Raw genomic sequence first — 17,698 nt, forward strand, 5'->3', positions numbered from 1 at the left:
GCATGTCTGAATCCTCCTGTTATCACTGCGGCCAACCGATTCCGGACGATGTCGATCTGTCGGTGAAAATCGGCAACGATACCCGCGCCATGTGCTGCTTCGGTTGTCAGGCGGTGGCCCAGTCGATTGTCGATAACGGGCTGCAGGACTACTACCGCAGCCGTGATGCGCTGCCCGAGTCGCCGCGCGAAGCGATGCCGGCCATCCTCGAACAACTGGCGCTTTACGACCACGTTGATTTTCAGAAAAGCTTTGTCAAAGACCTCGGCGAGAATGAACGCGAGGCTTCATTGTTGCTGGAAGGTATCACCTGTTCAGCCTGCATCTGGCTCAATGAGCAGCACGTTGGCAAGCTGCCTGGCGTGACGGCGATCGATATCAACTACGCGACGCGCCGGGCGCGGGTGCGCTGGGATGAGTCCCGGGTCAAGCTCTCCGATATTCTCGGCGCCATTGCCGCTATCGGCTACCGTGCCTATCCCTACGACGCCGCCAAGAACGAGGAAATATCCCGCAAGGAGCGGCGCGAAGCCTTGTGGCGCCTTTGGGTTGCCGGATTCGGCATGATGCAGGTGATGATGTACGCCTTTCCGGTGTATATCGCCGACGGTGACATGACGGCCGATATTGAAAGCCTGATGCGTTGGGCCAGCCTGCTGTTGACGTTGCCGGTGATTTTTTATTCCTCCGCACCGTTTTTCCGGAATGCCTGGCGTGACCTCAAGCTGCGCCGGGTCGGCATGGATGTGCCGGTGGCCCTTGGCGTTGGCGCGGCTTTTGCGGCGAGTTGCTGGGCTACGCTGATGCAGTCGGGCGAGGTCTATTTCGACTCGGTCGCAATGTTTGTTTTCTTCCTGCTCGGTGGGCGCTATCTTGAGATGACGGCGCGGCAAAAAGCCTTGAGCGTGACCGAGGCGCTGGCCAAGCTGCTCCCGGCCTTTGCGCAAAAAATGCCGGATTTCCCCGGCGACCGGAGCACCGAGCAGCGCGTCGTGGCCGATTTGCGCCCCGGTGACTATGTCCTGGTTCGCGCCGGCGACATCGTGCCGGCTGATGGTCGGGTCGTCGAAGGCGTCAGTTGTGCCAACGAGTCGCTACTCACCGGCGAGAGCCGGCCGGTCGCCAAGTCTCCGGGCGATCTCGTGACGGGTGGCTCGATCAACGCCGAGAGCCCGCTGGTGATCCAGGTCGAGCAGGTCGGCGAAGGAACGCGTTTGTCGGCAATCATCAATCTGATGGAACGGGCCGCAACCGAAAAGCCGCGTATCGTCGAAATGGCTGACCGCATCGCCAGCTATTTTGTCGCGGCGCTGCTGGCCGTTGCCGTCGTGGTAGCGGTTGGCTGGTATTTCGTCGATCCTTCGAAAGCGCTGTGGATTACCGTTTCGGTATTGGTCGTAACCTGTCCCTGTGCGCTTTCCCTGGCCACGCCGATTGCCCTGACCGTCGCGGCCGGGGCGCTGGCCAAGGATGGCCTGCTGGTGACGCGTGGGCACGCCATTGAGACGCTTGCCCGGGCGACTCATTTTGTTTTTGACAAGACCGGTACCCTGACTACTGGGCGCATGCATCTGGTTGATGTCGGGGTGTTTGGTTCGCTTGGCAAGGATCAGTGTCTGGCTATTTCTGCCGCCCTTGAGCAAAGTTCCGAGCATCCGGTGGCCACGGCTTTGCGCTACGCGGCTGGCGCTAGTCTTCCCGTGGCGGTGGATGTGGTGAGCGAGCCGGGGTTGGGGATCGAAGCTGTTGTCGAGGGGCGTCGTTGCCGCATCGGCCGCCCCGCCTATGTGCTGGCCCTGAGCCATGCTGAGTTGCCGGATGCGGCCGCCGCCTGGCTGGAAAGCGGTGATACCGTGGTGGTCCTGGGAGATGCTGGTGGTTGTCTGGCGACTTTCCGGATTGGTGACGAAGTTCGTCCGGAGTCGGCGGCGTTGGTGCGTGAGTTGAGGGCGGCGGGCAAGCAGGTTGTCTTGTTGACCGGTGATGCACCGGCAGTAGCGAAGCGGGTGGCCGCTGCGTTGGGCATCGAGGATGTCCGGGCCGGTGTGACGCCACAGGGCAAGCATGACTGTGTCAAGGCACTACAGGCGGCAGGTGCGCTGGTGGCGATGGTCGGCGACGGGGTCAACGACGCTCCGGTGCTGGCGCAGGCGCAAGTCTCGGTGGCGATGGGCGGCGGGGCGCAACTGGCGCGGACTCAGTCCGACTTCGTGCTGCTTTCCGAAAATCTCGATCATTTACGCCACGGCTTGCGGCGGGCCGGAAAGACGTTGCAGGTGATTCGTCAGAACCTCTGGTGGTCGTTTGCCTACAATTTTGTTGCGCTCCCGCTGGCGATTGCCGGTTACGTTACCCCGTGGCTGGCGGGCATTGGTATGTCGGCGAGCTCCTTGCTGGTCGTGCTCAACTCATTGCGCATTCAGCGTGTGGAGAAGGATTGATGGAAAGCGTCTACCTGTTGATTCCGGTTTCGGTGATCCTCGTTTTCGGCATCGCTGTGGCTTTCTGGTGGTCGGTGCGCAGCGGCCAGTTCGACGATCTGGAAGGTCCCGGTTTTCGCGTCCTGATGGATGACGATATGCCAAAGCAGCAAACCGAAGTCGAGGAAACTGCCGAGAGCGACAAACTGGATAAAGTTTGACCTGCGTCAACTGTCGCAGGCGATACCGTTGGCACTATTCAATCTGTGTGAAGCGCGAGCTTCACGGTATTTCTCTGTTGGGGTTGGGGTGCGTTGCGACGCACCCTTTTTTTGTCTACGCTCAGCCAAATGGACCAGAGTTCTAAACCCTTTGGACTAGTGGCCTAGATAATCGGTAGGTTGATCTAGGTCAAAACGCCCCCGCTAATCTAGAATAATATCCGCGTTCATGTGCCGCCTTGGGTTTAGGGGGGTGGTCATTTAGTCTTTTCATTAACGAGAGGTGGGTTCATGTCTGGAACGAAAACCACATACAACGATAAGGTCGTACGGCAATTTGCCGTCATGACTGTCATCTGGGGCATCGTCGGTATGCTTGTCGGTGTCATCATCGCAGCCCAGTTGGTCTGGCCGGAGCTGAATCTTGGCTTCCTGCATTTTGGCCGTCTGCGTCCGCTTCACACGAACGCGGTTATTTTTGCGTTTGGTGGCTGCGCGTTGTTTGCAACGTCTTACTGGTGTGTTCAGCGCACCAGCCACGCCCGCCTTTGGGGTGGTCCGCTGGTTCCTTTTACTTTCTGGGGCTGGCAAATCGTCATTCTGTTGGCTGCTATTACGTTGCCGCTTGGTATCACCAGCGGTAAGGAATACGCCGAGCTGGAATGGCCGATTGATATCCTGATCACGCTGGTCTGGGTTTCTTACGCACTGGTTTTCTTCGGTACCATCGCCAAGCGCACGGTTTCCCATATTTATGTGGCCAACTGGTTCTTCGGTGCTTTCATCATTGCGGTTGCGCTGCTTCACTTGGTGAATAGTGCTGCTGTGCCGATTACGCTGACCAAGTCATATTCTGCATACTCCGGTGTTCAGGATGCGATGATTCAGTGGTGGTATGGTCACAACGCCGTGGGCTTTTTCCTGACCGCCGGCTTCCTGGGCATGATGTACTACTTTGTGCCGAAGCAGGCTGGCCGTCCGGTGTATTCCTACCGTCTGTCCGTGGTTCACTTCTGGGCGCTGATCTTCACCTACATGTGGGCGGGCCCGCACCATCTGCATTACACCGCGTTGCCTGACTGGACGCAGTCTGTTGGTATGGTCTTCTCCCTGATCCTGTTGGCGCCGTCCTGGGGTGGCATGATCAACGGCATCATGACCTTGTCCGGTGCCTGGCATAAGCTGCGCGACGATCCCATCCTGAAGTTCCTGATCACCTCGCTGTCCTTCTACGGTATGTCCACGTTTGAAGGCCCGATGATGTCCATCAAGACGGTGAATGCCCTGTCGCACTACACGGACTGGACTGTCGGTCACGTGCACTCAGGTGCTCTTGGCTGGGTCGCCATGGTTTCGATCGGTTCCATCTACTATCTGCTGCCGAAACTGTTCGGCAAGAGCGAGATGTTCAGTACCAAGCTGGTTACGACCCATTTCTGGATCGCTACCATCGGGACTGTGCTTTACATTGCCTCGATGTGGATTGCCGGTGTGATGCAGGGTCTGATGTGGCGCGCTGTCAATGCCGACGGTACGCTGGCCTATAGCTTTGTCGAAGGGGTCAAAGGCTCCTATCCGTTCTGGGCGATCCGTTGGCTGGGTGGTGTCCTGTTCCTGGTCGGTATGTTGATCATGGCTTACAACATGTTCAAGACCATGGCGGGCGGCAAGACTCAAGATATGCCGGTGATCGCTCCGGCTGGCCATCACGCTTGATTAGGGAGAGAAAATAATGTTCAAGCACGAGCAAATTGAGAAGAGCGTTGGCCTGCTCATCGTTCTGACCCTGCTGGTGGTCAGTGTCGGTGGTCTGCTGGAAATCGTTCCGCTCTTTTTCCAAAAGTCGACTACGACCCCGGTTGAGGGTACCAAGCCTTACGATGCAGTTCGTCTGGCTGGGCGCGATGTTTATATCCGCGAGGGTTGCTTCCTCTGTCACTCACAGATGATTCGTCCGTTCCGCGCTGAAACCGAGCGTTATGGCCATTATTCTGTCGCTGGCGAGTACGTCTATGATCACCCGTTCCAATGGGGTTCCAAGCGTACCGGTCCTGATCTGCATCGCGTTGGTGGTCGCTATTCTGACGAATGGCAACGTGCCCACCTGATGAATCCGCGTGATGTGGTGCCGGAATCCAACATGCCTGCCTTCGCCTTCCTGGCAAATACCAAGGCGAAGGAGAGTGTTGGCGCCGACATCGAGAAAAAGATGAGCGTCATGCGTGGCTATGCCAATGTCCGTGGTATCCCGACTTACTCTGACGAAGAGATCAAGGGTGCCAAGGCGGCAATCGGTGACAAGACCGAGCTGGATGTTCTGATCGCCTACCTGCAGGGCATGGGTACGGCACTGAGCACGATGAAGCAATAAGCCATGGACATCAACGATCTGCGTTCCATCATTACGGTTGCCGGGTTGCTTTGTTTCCTGGCGATTGTGGGGTGGGCTTATGGCAAGGGCAGCAAAAAGGGGTTTGAAGAAGCTGCCAACTTGCCTTTCGCGGAGCACGATGATCAGGATGCGGTGACTCGCGCATCTCATCCTCGCTGAAAAAAGGAAAGCAAATGAGCGATTTCGTTAGCGATTTTTGGAACCTGTACGTGATTGTGATCGTGACGGGCAGTATTCTGGCCTGCGCGGTACTTCTAATAGTGCAGGGCAAAGCGACTTTCACGCCGGGCAAGACCATGGGTCATGTCTGGGATGAAACTCTCGAGGAATACAACAACCCGATGCCGAAATGGTGGAGTTGGTTGTTTACCATCACCGTGATTTTCGCGTTTGTGTATTTGGCGCTTTATCCGGGGCTGGGTAACTTCAAGGGTATGCTGGGATGGACCTCGGTCGGTCAGCACACAACTGAAGTTGCCAAGATGGATGCTACTGTCAAACCTTTGTTTGACAAGTATCTGGCCATGGATGTCAAGGCTGTGGCTAGCGACAAGCAGGCCAATGAGATGGGCAAACGTTTGTTCCTGACCTACTGCATGCAGTGTCACGGCGCCGATGCTCGTGGTGCCAAGGGCTTCCCGAATCTGTCCGATAACGACTGGTTGTATGGTGGCGAGCCGGAGCAGATCAAGGAAACCTTGAATAATGGTCGGATGGGTGTTATGCCTCCCCACGCTCAACTCGGTGCGGATACGGTCAAGGATTTGGCTAATTTCGTCCGTTCGCTGTCTGGCCTGCCGAACGATTCCGTGCGTGCTGCCAAGGGTAAGGAAGCTTTTACCTCGGCCGGTTGTATTGGCTGTCACGGTCCGGAAGGCACCGGTATGCATGCCGTTGGTGCCCCGAATCTGACCGACAAGGTCTGGCTGTACGGCTCGTCTGAGGCGACCATTACCGAGACGATTAACAACGGGCGTCAGAACAAGATGCCGTCTTGGAAGGAGTTTCTCGGCGAAGCCAAGATTCACCTGCTTACGGCCTACGTGTATAGCCTGAGTCAAGGCGCCAAGTAATTGGTACAGACGGGGCGGCTTGCCGCCCCGTTTTTTCGAGCAAGGCTCGAAAAATAATTATCAGTATCAAAATTGCGCTGATGCAAACGCAAAATATATGACTTCAGCGCAATTCTGATACGGATACTTCCTTGTATGGAACCAGCGGAAAACAACACACCAGCCAACTCTGCCGATACGCAGGCCATTGTTTCTTTTTACGAGAAACACAAGAAGGTCTATATCCGCGAGGTCAAAGGATGGTGGAACAACTGGCGATGGGCCTTCGTCTGGATTACTCAGATTCTGTTTTACGGTGCTCCCTGGATCGAATGGAACGGTCGTCAGGCCATATTGCTGCATCTGGTTGAGCGCAAGTTTTATCTTTTTGGGCTTGTTCTGTGGCCGCAGGATGTTTTCTATCTCGCGTTGCTACTGATTATTTCGGCCTATGCGTTGTTTCTTTTTACGGCCATCGCCGGACGGCTGTTTTGTGGCTATGCCTGCCCTCAAACGGTGTATACCGAGATTTTTGTTTGGGTTGAGAACCGGATTGAAGGTGATCGTTCGGCCCGAATGAAACTGGACAATGGCCCGATGACTGCCCGCAAAGCGGGGTTAAAGGCTGCTAAACATGCAATCTGGCTGCTAATTTCGTTATGGACCGGCTTTACGCTGGTGGCGTATTTCACGCCGGTCAGTGAGCTGCTCGCGGCTCTGCCGTTCAATCTTTCCGGCTGGGAGCTTTTCTGGACCTTTTTCTATGCCGGGTTCTGTTATATGCAAGCCGGCTTTTTGCGCGAGCAGGTCTGTAAATACATGTGTCCCTATGCCCGCTTCCAGGGCGTGATGTTTGATCCGGATACGCTGGTTATCACCTATGATCCGGAGCGAGGTGAACCGCGTGGTGCTCGTAAGAAGGGCGTTGATGCTAAAGCAGCTGGCCTTGGCGACTGTGTGGATTGTGGGTTGTGTGTCGTGGTCTGTCCGACCGGAATTGATATTCGCAAGGGGCAGCAGTACGAATGTATTGGGTGTGGCGCCTGTATTGATGCCTGCGATCCGGTAATGGAAAAAATTGGTTTGCCGCGCGGGCTGATTCGCTATACCACCGAAAATGCCTTGGCCAAACACTTTACACCGCAGGAGGTTGTCGGACATTTGCTGCGGCCGCGCATCATTCTGTACACGGCAATTTTGACAATGATTACTGCGGCAGCGATCTGGTCGCTGGCTACTCGTGTTCCGCTTAAAGTCGATGTGATCCGCGATCGTTCGACGTTGGCGCGAGAAGCTGATGATGGGCAGATTGAAAACGTGTACAACTTGAAGATCATGAACACTACGGAAGAGCCCCAGCGTTACTCGGTGGTGGTCAATGGGCTGGATGGAATAGAAATCCTTGGCGAGCGTATTATCGACGTCGCCAGTGCCGATAATCATGAAGTGACTGTCGTTGTGCGTGTCCCGCCGGAGTCCGGCAAAAAAGGTGCGAACACGATTTATTTTGATATCAAGGCCCAGAACCACGAGCAGATCGCGGTTCATGAGAAGGCCTCTTTTTTGATGCCCTGACATGAGTACAACAATGAGATTACGCAACGATAACCGCCCTTGGTACAAGGAACCGTGGCCGTGGATTTTGATTTCCGGCCCGGCGATTGTGGTCGTCGCAGGCTTTATTACGGCCTGGCTGGCGATTGTCAGCAATGACGGTCTGGTTACTGATGACTACTACAAGCAAGGGCTTTCGGTGAACCAGCGTTTGCATCGCGATCACATGGCCGGTAACCTTGGTCTGCATGCCGATGTAATGCGCTCGGAGATGAATATCCGTCTGCTTCTTGGCGCCGATGCAACGGCCCAGGTGCCAGAGGCGATTATTCTTAAATTGGCTCATCCGACCCGGGCAGGTCAGGACCAGTTGGTGCAGATGGTCTCGGAGGGGCAGGGCTTTTACAGCGGCAAGTTGACTGCTGATATTTCTGGACGTTGGCTTGTCTCGATTGAAGATCCGGCTGGGCAATGGCGGCTTCAGGGGGAGTGGCAGGCTGATTCTGTGGAACCGCTGCGCCTGACGGCTAAGGCGGGTAAGTAGGTTTTATTCTGTTACTGGGAGGTGACATATGGCATGGGAATTGTTGTTTAGTAGCGATATCGGCCTGATGAGTCTTGGGGTCATTGTCGGTGTGTTGGTGATTGGCGCCTGGATGGGCAAAATGTACTCAAGCAAGATGAACGAAGAAAGCCGGAAACTCGGCAAGTAATTCGTGTCGTCAGGATCCGCGGTTTTGTGCGGACAAGATCCCCCGTTCGGTTTTTCCGGCGGGGGATTCGTTTTTCCGGGGCCGGTGTGTAAAACGTGAGGAAACTGCTTGGTGCCTTGTTGCTTTCGCTGTTTATACACTTCGCTGTTCTCGGTGGCTTTCGTGCGTATCTGCGCTGGTTGCCGACATTGGCTCCGGCTGGTGGTCGCGTTATGGTCGCCACGCTTGTCGAGCGTTTGCCGGAGGGGCGAGTTGAGGGTGCTCCCCTGACGGCGGCGAATCGTCTTTTCAAACCGTCCGAAGGCAAACCATTGACTGCTGCCAAACCGGGGAATTTCACGACAGGTTCGTCCCGATTGGTCTCCACCATCACCACAATTGACGTTCCGTTGGGGCGCGCCGCGGGGCAGTCTGCCGAAATGCGTCGCAGTCAGGTAGTGAGCGCTACCCAGATACGAGATCTTGCCGATGCACCAAGTGAGGACGGGGTTCGTCAATATCGCTTGAGTCTGGCGCGGGCTGCCCGATCATACAAACAGTATCCGGCATCGGCTCGCGAAGGGGCCCTGGAAGGCGATGTTGTTGTCACCGTTAGCGCTGCGGTGGGAGTGGGGGCGCCGGTTGTCGCGCTTGGTCGGAGTAGTGGCCAGCCATTGCTCGACAGCTTGGCGCTTGATTTGATGGTCAAGGCAACTGCTCAGGCCCCGTTGCCGGACATTTTACGCGGCAAGCAGTTCGTTATCAGCGTGCCGGTTCAGTATCGTCAGAACGATTGATCGGCGAGAAAACCAGCGGTGTCAGTTCGGCTTCGTGAAAACCATAAGTGCCGCTGGCCCGGTCCGCGAGATAGTGTTCCAGGCAGAGCGTGACGCTGCGGAAGGCCAGATTTTGCCAAGGGATATCTTCTTCATTCAACAGCAGCACTTCCAGGCTTTCCACCCCCGCAGCGTAGGCGGGAGTGGCCAGGCGGCCGCGATAAAAGAGGTGAACCTGATTGATGTGCGCGATGCTGACCATCGCGAAAGGCGCGTCCAGAATGATGCTGGCTCCGGCCTCCTCCATCGTTTCGCGGCTGGCGGCCTGGGCCGTCGTCTCGCCGTTTTCCATGAAGCCGGCCGGCAACGTCCAGAACCCAAGTTGAGGTTCAATGGCTCGCCGACAAAGCAAGATACGCCCGTCCCATTCGGCAACACAACCGACAACGAGGCGCGGGTTTTCATAATGAATGTAGCCGCAGCTATTACATACGTGTCGCGGAAGAGAGTCTCCGGCAGGAACGACATGGGAGACATCAGCACCGCAGCGGTTGCAGAAACGAATCACGGATAATTTGATCGGTTAAGTTCAGATTTCAGTTTAGCACCGACCGATGCAGCCTGTGCTTGCCGTGCCGGTCTGCATATTTCTTCCTTCACTCCGGCGAGCCCAGTGGCTACAATAGCGGGAACCAGAAAATACGCGTATTCGCGCCAGTCATAGGCTGGCACCCAGGGGGCTTTGCATGTTTCTAATCGTCGGTTATGTAATCATTCTGGCTTCGTCGCTGGGAACTTACGCCCTTCATGGCAGCCTGCTCGCGCTGTGGGTGCCTGCCGAATACATCGCTATTGTTGGTTTGACGACCGGCTACTTTGTCGGCGGTAACAACATCAAGCTTCTCAAGGCCACGGTCGGTGCTTTGCCAGGAGTTCTCAAAAGTTCGAAATTCACCAAGGCGTTTTACGTCGACGCCTTGGCCATGCTTTTTGAAGTACTCGGCAAAGTTCGCAAAGAAGGCCTGATGTCCATCGAAGGCGATGTCGAGAACCCGGAAGCCAGCCCGATTTTCAGCAAATACCCCAATCTGGTAAACGACCACCATGTCATGGAGTTCGTCACTGACTACCTGCGCATGATGGTTGGCGGCAACCTGAATACCGTGGAAATCGAAAACCTGATGGATGTCGAACTGGAGACGCACCATCATCAAGCGGAGGCGCCAGGGCACGCGGTTGCCAAGCTGGCCGGTGCGGTGCCGGCCTTCGGTATCGTGGTTGCGGTGATGGGTGTGGTCAACGTGATGGGGTCGGTCGGCTCCCCGCCCGCAGTGCTCGGCAAGATGATCGGTGGGGCGTTGGTCGGTACTTTTCTCGGTATTCTCATTGCTTACGGCTTTGTCGAGCCGGTGGGCAACTTGCTTGAGCAAAAGGCAAAAGAGGGGGCGAAAATCTATCAAATGATCAAGATGGTTTTGCTGGCCTCGATGTCCGGTTATGCACCGCAGGTCGCTATTGAATTTGGCCGCAAGACCCTCGAGTCCGACGTGCGCCCCAGCTTTATCGAGCTTGAGGACGAACTCAAGGCCCGCAAGGGCAAGTGATTTTCTCACCGACACCTAAGCCGATACGATGAGCGACGATTCCTCTCGCCCGATAGTCATCAAGCGCAAAAAGGTCGTTGCCGGTGGCGCGCATGGTGGAGCCTGGAAAATTGCCTATGCCGACTTCGTAACGGCGATGATGGCTTTCTTCCTCCTGATGTGGCTTCTCGGCTCGACGGCCAAGGGCGATTTGCAGGGCATTGCCGAGCATTTTCAGAATCCCTTGAAGGTTGGCATGTCGGGTGGCAGCGGTCTGGGTGATGCAACCAGTATTTTGCAGGGCGGCGGCCAGGATTTGACGCGGCAGGCTGGTCAGGTCAAGAAGGGCGACGTCGAAGGCAAGAAGACAACGTCCTTTTCCAAGGAGGCTCAAGCCGAGTTCCGGCGCAAAGAGCGGGAGCGCCTGGAAGCCCTGAAGGCGGATATTGAAAAGATGATTGAGCAGACTCCGCAACTGGCGCAGTTCAAGAAGCAGTTGTTGCTCGACATAACGACAGAAGGGCTGCGGATTCAGATCGTCGACGAACAGAATCGGCCGATGTTCGATTCCGGCGGGGCTGAGCTCAAACCATATACCCGGGATATTTTGCGGCAGATCGGCAAGTCCCTGAACGAGGTTCCCAACCGCATCAGCCTGGCCGGGCATACCGATGCCGCGCAGTTTGTCGGTGGCAGCCAGGGGTTTACCAATTGGGAGCTGTCGGCCAATCGCGCCAACGCGTCGCGTCGGGAGCTAGTTGCCGGCGGGATGGGCGATACCAAGGTTTTGCGGGTCGTTGGGCTGGCATCGACGGTGCCGTTTGACAAAAATGATCCGCTGAGTTCGGCCAACCGCCGAATCAGCATCGTGGTGCTGAATCAGAGAACCGAGATGGCCATTCTCCAGGAGGAGGGGCCACAGTCTGAAATTTCCAACGAGGGAGATATTTCGGGCGGACTGAACCTGCCGGCTGCCGGCAAGGGGACCTCCGGCTGAAACCTCAGGCCGCCAGGCCGATTTGGGCCGGGTCCGAACTGCGGGAAGAGGCTGGTAGCAGCTTCTGCTCGAAGCGAGCGGCTCATCCCGGACGTGGCGTGCTTGGGAGTTATCCGCGCACGTCGAACTGGTATTACAGAAATTGAGTCTCCTGTCACAGGGCGGGAAAAATAACCAAATCAGGCAAACCGGCTACGCCAGCGGCGGCATCGAGTTGTTCTGATCTACATACGAGGAAAAAATGGCGAAAACCATTCTTGCTGTTGACGATTCTGCCTCCATCCGTCAGATGGTTTCATTTACCCTGAAAAGTGCCGGCTATGAAGTCGTTGAAGCGGTCGACGGCATGGACGGTCTGGATAAAGCCAAGGCCCGGAGCATCAATCTCGTCCTTACCGATCAGAATATGCCGCGCATGGATGGCCTGACCTTGATCAAGAGCCTGCGCGCCCTGCCGCAGTACGCATCGACGCCTATCCTGATGCTGACGACGGAATCCTCCGATGCCATGAAATCGCAAGGGCGTGCAGCCGGTGCCACGGGCTGGCTGGTCAAGCCCTTCGACCCGCAAAAACTGATCGAAGTCGTGCGCAAGGTAATCGGCTGAGCCGAGGCCGACGAGCCGGCAATCATGCCGGTGTTCGTCGCATTCGATTTCCGACAGCGGGCTCGTGGGCTGTCGAGGTGAGGGGGTAGCATGGCTATCGACATGAGTCAGTTCTACCAGGTGTTCTTCGAGGAATCGGCGGAGCATCTGGCGGCAATGGAAGCGCTCCTGCTTGATCTGGATGTCGAGAATCCCGATCCAGAGCAGCTCAACGCCATTTTCCGGGCGGCGCATTCAATCAAGGGTAGCGCCGGGACGTTCGGCTTTGGCGATCTGGCCGATGCCACCCATATCCTGGAGAATTTGCTTGATCGTATTCGCAAGCACGAGTTGGGCTTGCGTGCCGATATGGTGGATGCCTTTCTTGAGGCGGGAGATCTGCTGCGCAGCATGCTCGAAGCGCATCAGGGGCGGGGCACCGTCGATGCGCAGCAGGTCGAAGCCGTTTCGGCGCGACTGCGGCAGCTGTCGGCCGATCAACCCCCGGTCGAGGCGCCGGCAACACCCGAGCCGCCGGTTGCGACCCCTTCTGCCGGGTCGAAGGCTTCGGCCGAGGCAGGTGGGGCGGTAAAGCGTGTTTTCGATATCCAGTTCGTGCCCACCGAGTTTTCTGCCAAAGGCGACGGTGTCACCCTTCTGCTTGATGAGCTTCGCACCATCGGGGCTCTTGAAATTATTTCCCAGCCCGATGTCGATGCTCACAATGTTGGCTTCTGGCAATGTCGTTTGATCACCGCTGCGGCGCTGGAGGATTTCTCCGACCAGGTCGATTTCGTCGCCGATAACGGTGCATGGCGGGTTTCCGAAGACAAGTCGGTTGCCGTAAATGGTGCCGTGGCTTTCGGGTTCTTTGAGGATTCGCCAGGTGTACCGGACGAGGATCGCGGCTACGGATTTTTTTCGGCCGTTGATGATCGTTCGGTTACCGATATTGCTGCAGCCATCGACAAGACCGAAGATGACGACGGCTACGGCTTTTTTGAACCCTTGCCGAGCGTGCCGCAGGCGGCCCTGGCTGCCGAGCCATTGGTGGAAGATGACCAGGAGGCTTACGGCTTCTTCGCACCACTGACGCCACCGCCAGCGGTAGTGCCGGTGGTTGAGGTCGCCGAGGAAGGTGATGGTTTCGGCTTTTTTGTTCCGATCGCCCCGTCGGAAAAGGCCGGGACGGTGCAAGTCAGCGTCCAGCCGCCCCCTGTGCCAGCCGAAAAGCCGGCGCCCGCTCCGGCGCGCACCGCGAGGCGGGCCAGCCAGGCTGTTGCGGCCGGGGATTCGTCGATACGCGTCAGCATCGAGAAGGTCGATCAGCTGATCAATCTGGTCGGCGAACTGGTCATCACCCAGGCCATGCTGCTGCAGACCACGATGCGGATGGAAGACCAGGCTCCGGAACGCCTGATCAACGGCCTGACGCAGCTGGAGCGGAACACCCGCGATCTGCAGGAGTCGGTGATGTCGATCCGGATGATGCCGATTTCTTTCGTCTTCTCGCGCTTTCCGCGAGTCGTTCGCGACCTTTCCGCCAAGCTGGGCAAGCAGGTCGAACTGAAGACTTCCGGCGAAACGACCGAGCTCGACAAGGGCCTGATCGAGCGCATTGCCGATCCCTTGACCCACCTGATCCGGAACAGTCTCGATCACGGCATCGAGTTGCCCGAACTACGGGTTGCCGCCGGTAAAAGCCCGGTTGGGACGATCACCCTGAAGGCCTACCATCAAGGCGGCAATATCGTCATCGAGGTCGGGGATGACGGGGCCGGTCTGCCGCGCAACAAGATTCTGGCCAAGGCGCGCGAGCGCGGGTTGCCGGTATCCGAGCAGATGACCGATGCGGAAGTGTTCAACCTGATCTTCGAGGCCGGTTTCTCGACCGCCGAGCAGGTCACTGATGTTTCGGGGCGCGGGGTCGGGATGGATGTCGTGCGCCGCAATATCCAGGCAATGGGTGGGCGGGTCGAAATCGAGTCGATGCTCGGGGTCGGCACGCGGATGACCGTGCGCCTGCCGCTGACGCTGGCCATTCTGGATGGCATGTCGGTTGCGGTGGGGGATCAGACCTACATCCTGCCCTTGTCCTACATCATCGAGTCGCTGCAACCGCAGGCCAGCGACATCAAGACGTTGTCCAACCAGGCACGGGTCATCCAGGTTCGCGGCGAATATCTGCCGGTCGTCGTCTTGCACGAGGTTTTCAACCTGAAATCGGCGTGGACCGACTTTACCCAAGGCATCATGGTCGTGATCGACGCCGATGGCGCCAAGGCCGCCTTGTTCGTCGATGCCCTGGTCGGGCAGCACCAGGTGGTGATCAAGAGCCTGGAGGCAAACTATCGCCGGGTGGTCGGGGTTTCCGGGGCGACCATCATGGGCGATGGCCATGTCGCACTGATTCTGGACGTCTCGGCGATTGCCGGCATGGCCAAGTCGAATATGCAGAAAGCCGGTTGACGGCTGAATCGAGGAGCAATACATGGAAGCGATGACGCACGGTGGTGCAGGAGCAGGCGAAGCGGATCTGACGGTCAGCGAGTTCCTGACTTTTACGCTGGGCAGCGAGGAGTACGCAATCGATATCCTGAAGGTCCAGGAAATTCGCGGTTACGAGCCGCCGACGCTGATTGCCAACGCGCCGCCTTTCATCAAGGGAGTGATCAACCTGCGCGGCATCATCGTGCCGATCGTCGATTTGCGGATCAAATTCAAGCTTGGCAAGATCGAATACACGCCCTTTACGGTGGTCGTCATCCTCAACGTCGCCGGTCGGGTGATCGGCGTCGTGGTCGATAGCGTATCCGACGTCATCTCGCTGACCCCGCCGCAAATCCGCCCGGCCCCGGATTTTTCCGGCAGCTTCGATACGAAATACATTGTTGGCCTGGCTTCGCAGGATTCGCGGATGATGATCGTGACCGACATCGAGCGCCTGATGAGCAGTGCCGATATGGAACTGATCGACTCGGCGACCGAATAATCGGCGCCGCTGCGCAACGGGAGGACAACATGTTCAATATTCGCGATTACAAGATCGGCACCCGCCTCATCATGACGACGATCGGGGCGCTTGTCCTGATGCTGGTGCTCGTCGGAATTGCCCTGTTCAGCTTGAAAACGATCGGCGATGAGGTCGAACTCATCGTCAATAACAACATCAAGAAAACCGAACTGACGGTCGATATGCGTACGCGCAATCTGCTGATAGGCCGGCATGTGCGGACGGCGCTGATCTACGAACAGCCGGACAAGCAGGAGCAGGAAAAGACTAACGCCGAGGCTGAACTGGCCAAGTATCTGGCAGCCGAAAGCCAGATTGTCGAGGCGACCGTTACGCCCCGCGACAAGGAAATCCTTGGCCGCATCCTGCCGGAGCGCCAATTGGCCGAAGCTTCGCTCAACCGGATGTTCGGGCTGATCAAGGCCGGCAACCGTTCGGATATCGAACAGCACTTCTTCGCCGACCTCCAGCCGAAGTTGCAGGGCTGGTATGAGTCGATCGGCGACTATGCGCAAGCGCAACACGACAACAACGTCCGGAACGTGGCCGAGATCGACGATATCAAGTCGGGGGTGCAAACGACGATGCTGCTGCTGGTCCTGCTGGCGGTAATCGTGATGATTCCCTCCGGCATCTGGGTGACCCGGCAGATTACCGGTCCGATGCAGGAGGCCGTGGCAGTGGCCGAGGCGGTGGCGGCCGGCAACCTCGAAAACCGCATCGACAGCGCCGGCAAGGATGAAACGGCGCAATTGATGCTGGCGCTCGACAAGATGCAGGACGATCTGAAACGGCGCACCGAAGCCGAGCATAAAGTGGCGGATGAAACCTTGCGCATCAAAGTCGCCCTCGACGTTTCCTCGAACAAGGTGATGGTTGCCAACCCCGACGGCGTGATCATCTACTGCAATGCTGCTGCTCAGGAAATGATGCAGTTGGCTGAAAACGACATCCGGAAGCAGTTGCCCAACTTCCGTGCCGATGCCATTCTCGGCTCGAATTTCGATCTCTACCACCAGCAACCGAGCCACCAGCGCAACGTACTGGCCCGGCTGACGGCCATCCATCGGACTGAAATCGTGATCGGTGGGCGCTATTTCAGTCTGGTCGCCAGCCCGATCGTCAATGGCCGCGGCGAGCGTCTCGGCAGCGTCGTCGAATGGCTGGATCGTACCGCTGAAGTCGAAATCGAGCGGGAGGTGGCGGGCATCATCAGTGCCGCCGTGGCCGGCGACTTCAGCCGGCGCCTCGATGCCGACAAGATGAGCGGCTTCTTCAAGCAAATATCCCAGGGGATCAACGATCTGCTGGCCGCCAACAGCCGTGCCCTCACCGATGTCGGCGAAATGTTGGCGCGGATGTCCGAGGGCGACCTGACGCAACGGATCGATACCGACTACCAAGGAATGCTCGGCAAGCTCAAGGACGACGCGAACGCGACGGTCGACCATCTGCAGGAAATCATTTTCTCGATCAAGGATGCGACCAACGCCATCAATACCGCCGCTCAGGAAATTGCTTCCGGCAATCAGGATCTGTCGAGCCGGACCGAAGAGCAGGCCAGCAGCCTGGAGGAAACAGCCTCCAGCATGGAGCAGATCACCAGTACGGTGAAACAGAATGCCGACAATGCGCGGCAGGCCAACGAACTGGCCAGCAATGCCCAGGAGGTTGCGATCAAGGGCGGCGAAGTGGTCGGTCAGGTGGTCCAGACGATGAGCGCCATCCACCAGTCGAGCAACAAGATTGCCGACATCATCGGGGTGATCGACGGTATCGCTTTCCAGACCAACATCCTGGCGTTGAATGCCGCCGTTGAAGCGGCACGGGCCGGCGAACAGGGGCGCGGTTTTGCCGTGGTGGCGACCGAGGTGCGCAATCTCGCCCAACGCAGTGCCGCAGCGGCCAAGGAAATCAAAGGCTTGATCTCCGATTCGGTGGACAAGGTCCAGACCGGCAACAAACTGGTCGACCAGGCCGGACGAACGATGGAAGAAGTGGTCGCCAGCATCAAGCGCGTCGCCCGGATCATGGTCGATATCTCGGAGGCCAGCCGCGAGCAGACCTCAGGTATCGAGCAGGTCAGTCTTGCAGTCAATCAGATGGACGACGTGACGCAACAGAATGCCGCCTTGGTTGAGGAGGCGGCGGCCGCGGCGGAAAGCCTCGAGGAGCAGGCCCGCAGCCTGAGCCGTTCGGTGGCGGTGTTCCGGCTGCCTGGTGACAGAGCCCCTGAGCCAAATAAAATGCATCTGGCGCACCGTGAACGGCCGCAGCTTGCTGCTGCCAAGTCCGTCTCTCCGCCGATATTGACCGCAAGAACCCCAAAAAAACTCCCGTCCGCCCAGATTTCGACACTTTCAGTGCAGGATGACGACGAATGGACCGAGTTCTAACAAACAAAGCAATCTG

At 57.4% G+C, this 17,698-nt stretch carries 17 protein-coding genes; 16 read left to right on the forward strand and 1 reads right to left on the reverse strand.

Going from position 1 to position 17,698, the window contains the following annotated elements; genetic code table 11:
• Window positions 1-2: 2 nt before the first annotated feature.
• The 10 genes from KI611_RS04375 (at window position 3) to KI611_RS04420 (ending at window position 9,128) form a co-directional block, all read left to right on the forward strand.
• A complete protein-coding gene (locus tag KI611_RS04375; protein ID WP_226418615.1) occupies window positions 3-2,441 on the forward strand; it encodes a heavy metal translocating P-type ATPase in 2,439 nt (812 codons plus the stop codon).
• The gene (gene ccoS / locus KI611_RS04380) at window positions 2,441-2,641 is read left to right on the forward strand and encodes a cbb3-type cytochrome oxidase assembly protein CcoS (RefSeq protein WP_226418616.1); all 201 of its coding nucleotides are present in this window, start codon (window positions 2,441-2,443) and stop codon (window positions 2,639-2,641) included. The genes KI611_RS04375 and ccoS overlap by 1 nt, the downstream gene beginning before the upstream one ends.
• Before the next feature lie 291 nt (window positions 2,642-2,932).
• Entirely contained in the window at window positions 2,933-4,357 is a 1,425-nt protein-coding gene (gene ccoN / locus KI611_RS04385; RefSeq protein WP_226418617.1) for a cytochrome-c oxidase, cbb3-type subunit I, read from the forward strand.
• Between the two features lie 16 nt (window positions 4,358-4,373).
• On the forward strand, window positions 4,374-5,012 hold the full coding sequence (gene ccoO / locus KI611_RS04390) for a cytochrome-c oxidase, cbb3-type subunit II (RefSeq protein ID WP_226418618.1): 639 nt from the start codon (window positions 4,374-4,376) through the stop codon (window positions 5,010-5,012).
• 3 nt (window positions 5,013-5,015) lie between these two features.
• Window positions 5,016-5,192, forward strand: a complete 177-nt coding sequence (locus tag KI611_RS04395; protein ID WP_226418619.1) for a cbb3-type cytochrome oxidase subunit 3 — start codon at window positions 5,016-5,018, stop codon at window positions 5,190-5,192.
• Between the two features lie 14 nt (window positions 5,193-5,206).
• A complete protein-coding gene (ccoP, locus tag KI611_RS04400) occupies window positions 5,207-6,106 on the forward strand; it encodes a cytochrome-c oxidase, cbb3-type subunit III (RefSeq protein WP_226418620.1) in 900 nt (299 codons plus the stop codon).
• 135 nt (window positions 6,107-6,241) lie between these two features.
• The gene (gene ccoG, locus KI611_RS04405) at window positions 6,242-7,660 is read left to right on the forward strand and encodes a cytochrome c oxidase accessory protein CcoG (protein ID WP_226418621.1); all 1,419 of its coding nucleotides are present in this window, start codon (window positions 6,242-6,244) and stop codon (window positions 7,658-7,660) included.
• A 13-nt stretch (window positions 7,661-7,673) separates the two neighbouring features.
• Window positions 7,674-8,183, forward strand: a complete 510-nt coding sequence (locus KI611_RS04410) for a FixH family protein (protein WP_226418622.1) — start codon at window positions 7,674-7,676, stop codon at window positions 8,181-8,183.
• Window positions 8,184-8,211: 28 nt separating this feature from the next.
• Window positions 8,212-8,352, forward strand: coding sequence for a DUF3149 domain-containing protein (locus tag KI611_RS04415; protein ID WP_226418623.1), 141 nt, complete (start codon window positions 8,212-8,214; stop codon window positions 8,350-8,352).
• Between the two features lie 95 nt (window positions 8,353-8,447).
• Window positions 8,448-9,128 carry a hypothetical protein gene (locus tag KI611_RS04420; RefSeq protein WP_226418624.1) on the forward strand — a complete coding sequence of 227 codons (681 nt, stop codon included), beginning with the start codon at window positions 8,448-8,450 and terminating at the stop codon, window positions 9,126-9,128.
• Here KI611_RS04420 and KI611_RS04425 read toward each other — a convergent pair.
• On the reverse strand, window positions 9,094-9,672 hold the full coding sequence (locus KI611_RS04425; RefSeq protein WP_226419871.1) for an NUDIX hydrolase: 579 nt from the start codon (window positions 9,670-9,672) through the stop codon (window positions 9,094-9,096). The genes KI611_RS04420 and KI611_RS04425 overlap by 35 nt on opposite strands.
• A gap of 181 nt (window positions 9,673-9,853) precedes the next feature.
• On the opposite strand from KI611_RS04425, the gene motA reads away from it, so the two are divergent.
• From motA to KI611_RS04460, 6 genes are all read left to right on the forward strand, one after another.
• On the forward strand, window positions 9,854-10,711 hold the full coding sequence (gene motA, locus KI611_RS04430) for a flagellar motor stator protein MotA (RefSeq protein WP_226418625.1): 858 nt from the start codon (window positions 9,854-9,856) through the stop codon (window positions 10,709-10,711).
• A gap of 28 nt (window positions 10,712-10,739) precedes the next feature.
• Entirely contained in the window at window positions 10,740-11,687 is a 948-nt protein-coding gene (motB, locus tag KI611_RS04435) for a flagellar motor protein MotB (RefSeq protein ID WP_226418626.1), read from the forward strand.
• A 241-nt stretch (window positions 11,688-11,928) separates the two neighbouring features.
• Complete coding sequence (locus KI611_RS04440; protein WP_226418627.1) at window positions 11,929-12,294, forward strand: response regulator; 366 nt, start codon at window positions 11,929-11,931, stop codon at window positions 12,292-12,294.
• A gap of 90 nt (window positions 12,295-12,384) precedes the next feature.
• Complete coding sequence (locus KI611_RS04445; protein WP_226418628.1) at window positions 12,385-14,742, forward strand: chemotaxis protein CheW; 2,358 nt, start codon at window positions 12,385-12,387, stop codon at window positions 14,740-14,742.
• Between the two features lie 22 nt (window positions 14,743-14,764).
• A complete protein-coding gene (locus tag KI611_RS04450; protein ID WP_226418629.1) occupies window positions 14,765-15,265 on the forward strand; it encodes a chemotaxis protein CheW in 501 nt (166 codons plus the stop codon).
• A 29-nt stretch (window positions 15,266-15,294) separates the two neighbouring features.
• A complete protein-coding gene (locus tag KI611_RS04460) occupies window positions 15,295-17,682 on the forward strand; it encodes a methyl-accepting chemotaxis protein (RefSeq protein ID WP_319002326.1) in 2,388 nt (795 codons plus the stop codon).
• Window positions 17,683-17,698: the final 16 nt, after the last annotated feature.

It is taken from the genome of Dechloromonas denitrificans, assembly GCF_020510685.1.
Lineage (GTDB): Bacteria > Pseudomonadota > Gammaproteobacteria > Burkholderiales > Rhodocyclaceae > Azonexus > Azonexus denitrificans_A.

Bases quoted from the DNA above. Each gene is read 5' to 3' on its own strand.
- KI611_RS04445 (WP_226418628.1), top strand. From the start codon at position 12,385: ATGGCTATCGACATGAGTCAGTTCTACCAGGTGTTCTTCGAGGAATCG.
- KI611_RS04415 (WP_226418623.1), top strand. From the start codon at position 8,212: ATGGCATGGGAATTGTTGTTTAGTAGCGATATCGGCCTGATGAGTCTT.
- motB (WP_226418626.1), top strand. From the start codon at position 10,740: ATGAGCGACGATTCCTCTCGCCCGATAGTCATCAAGCGCAAAAAGGTC.
- KI611_RS04395 (WP_226418619.1), top strand. From the start codon at position 5,016: ATGGACATCAACGATCTGCGTTCCATCATTACGGTTGCCGGGTTGCTT.
- KI611_RS04450 (WP_226418629.1), top strand. From the start codon at position 14,765: ATGGAAGCGATGACGCACGGTGGTGCAGGAGCAGGCGAAGCGGATCTG.
- ccoP (WP_226418620.1), top strand. From the start codon at position 5,207: ATGAGCGATTTCGTTAGCGATTTTTGGAACCTGTACGTGATTGTGATC.
- KI611_RS04410 (WP_226418622.1), top strand. From the start codon at position 7,674: ATGAGATTACGCAACGATAACCGCCCTTGGTACAAGGAACCGTGGCCG.
- ccoG (WP_226418621.1), top strand. From the start codon at position 6,242: ATGGAACCAGCGGAAAACAACACACCAGCCAACTCTGCCGATACGCAG.
- motA (WP_226418625.1), top strand. From the start codon at position 9,854: ATGTTTCTAATCGTCGGTTATGTAATCATTCTGGCTTCGTCGCTGGGA.
- ccoN (WP_226418617.1), top strand. From the start codon at position 2,933: ATGTCTGGAACGAAAACCACATACAACGATAAGGTCGTACGGCAATTT.
- KI611_RS04375 (WP_226418615.1), top strand. From the start codon at position 3: ATGTCTGAATCCTCCTGTTATCACTGCGGCCAACCGATTCCGGACGAT.
- KI611_RS04460 (WP_319002326.1), top strand. From the start codon at position 15,295: ATGTTCAATATTCGCGATTACAAGATCGGCACCCGCCTCATCATGACG.
- ccoS (WP_226418616.1), top strand. From the start codon at position 2,441: ATGGAAAGCGTCTACCTGTTGATTCCGGTTTCGGTGATCCTCGTTTTC.
- ccoO (WP_226418618.1), top strand. From the start codon at position 4,374: ATGTTCAAGCACGAGCAAATTGAGAAGAGCGTTGGCCTGCTCATCGTT.
- KI611_RS04440 (WP_226418627.1), top strand. From the start codon at position 11,929: ATGGCGAAAACCATTCTTGCTGTTGACGATTCTGCCTCCATCCGTCAG.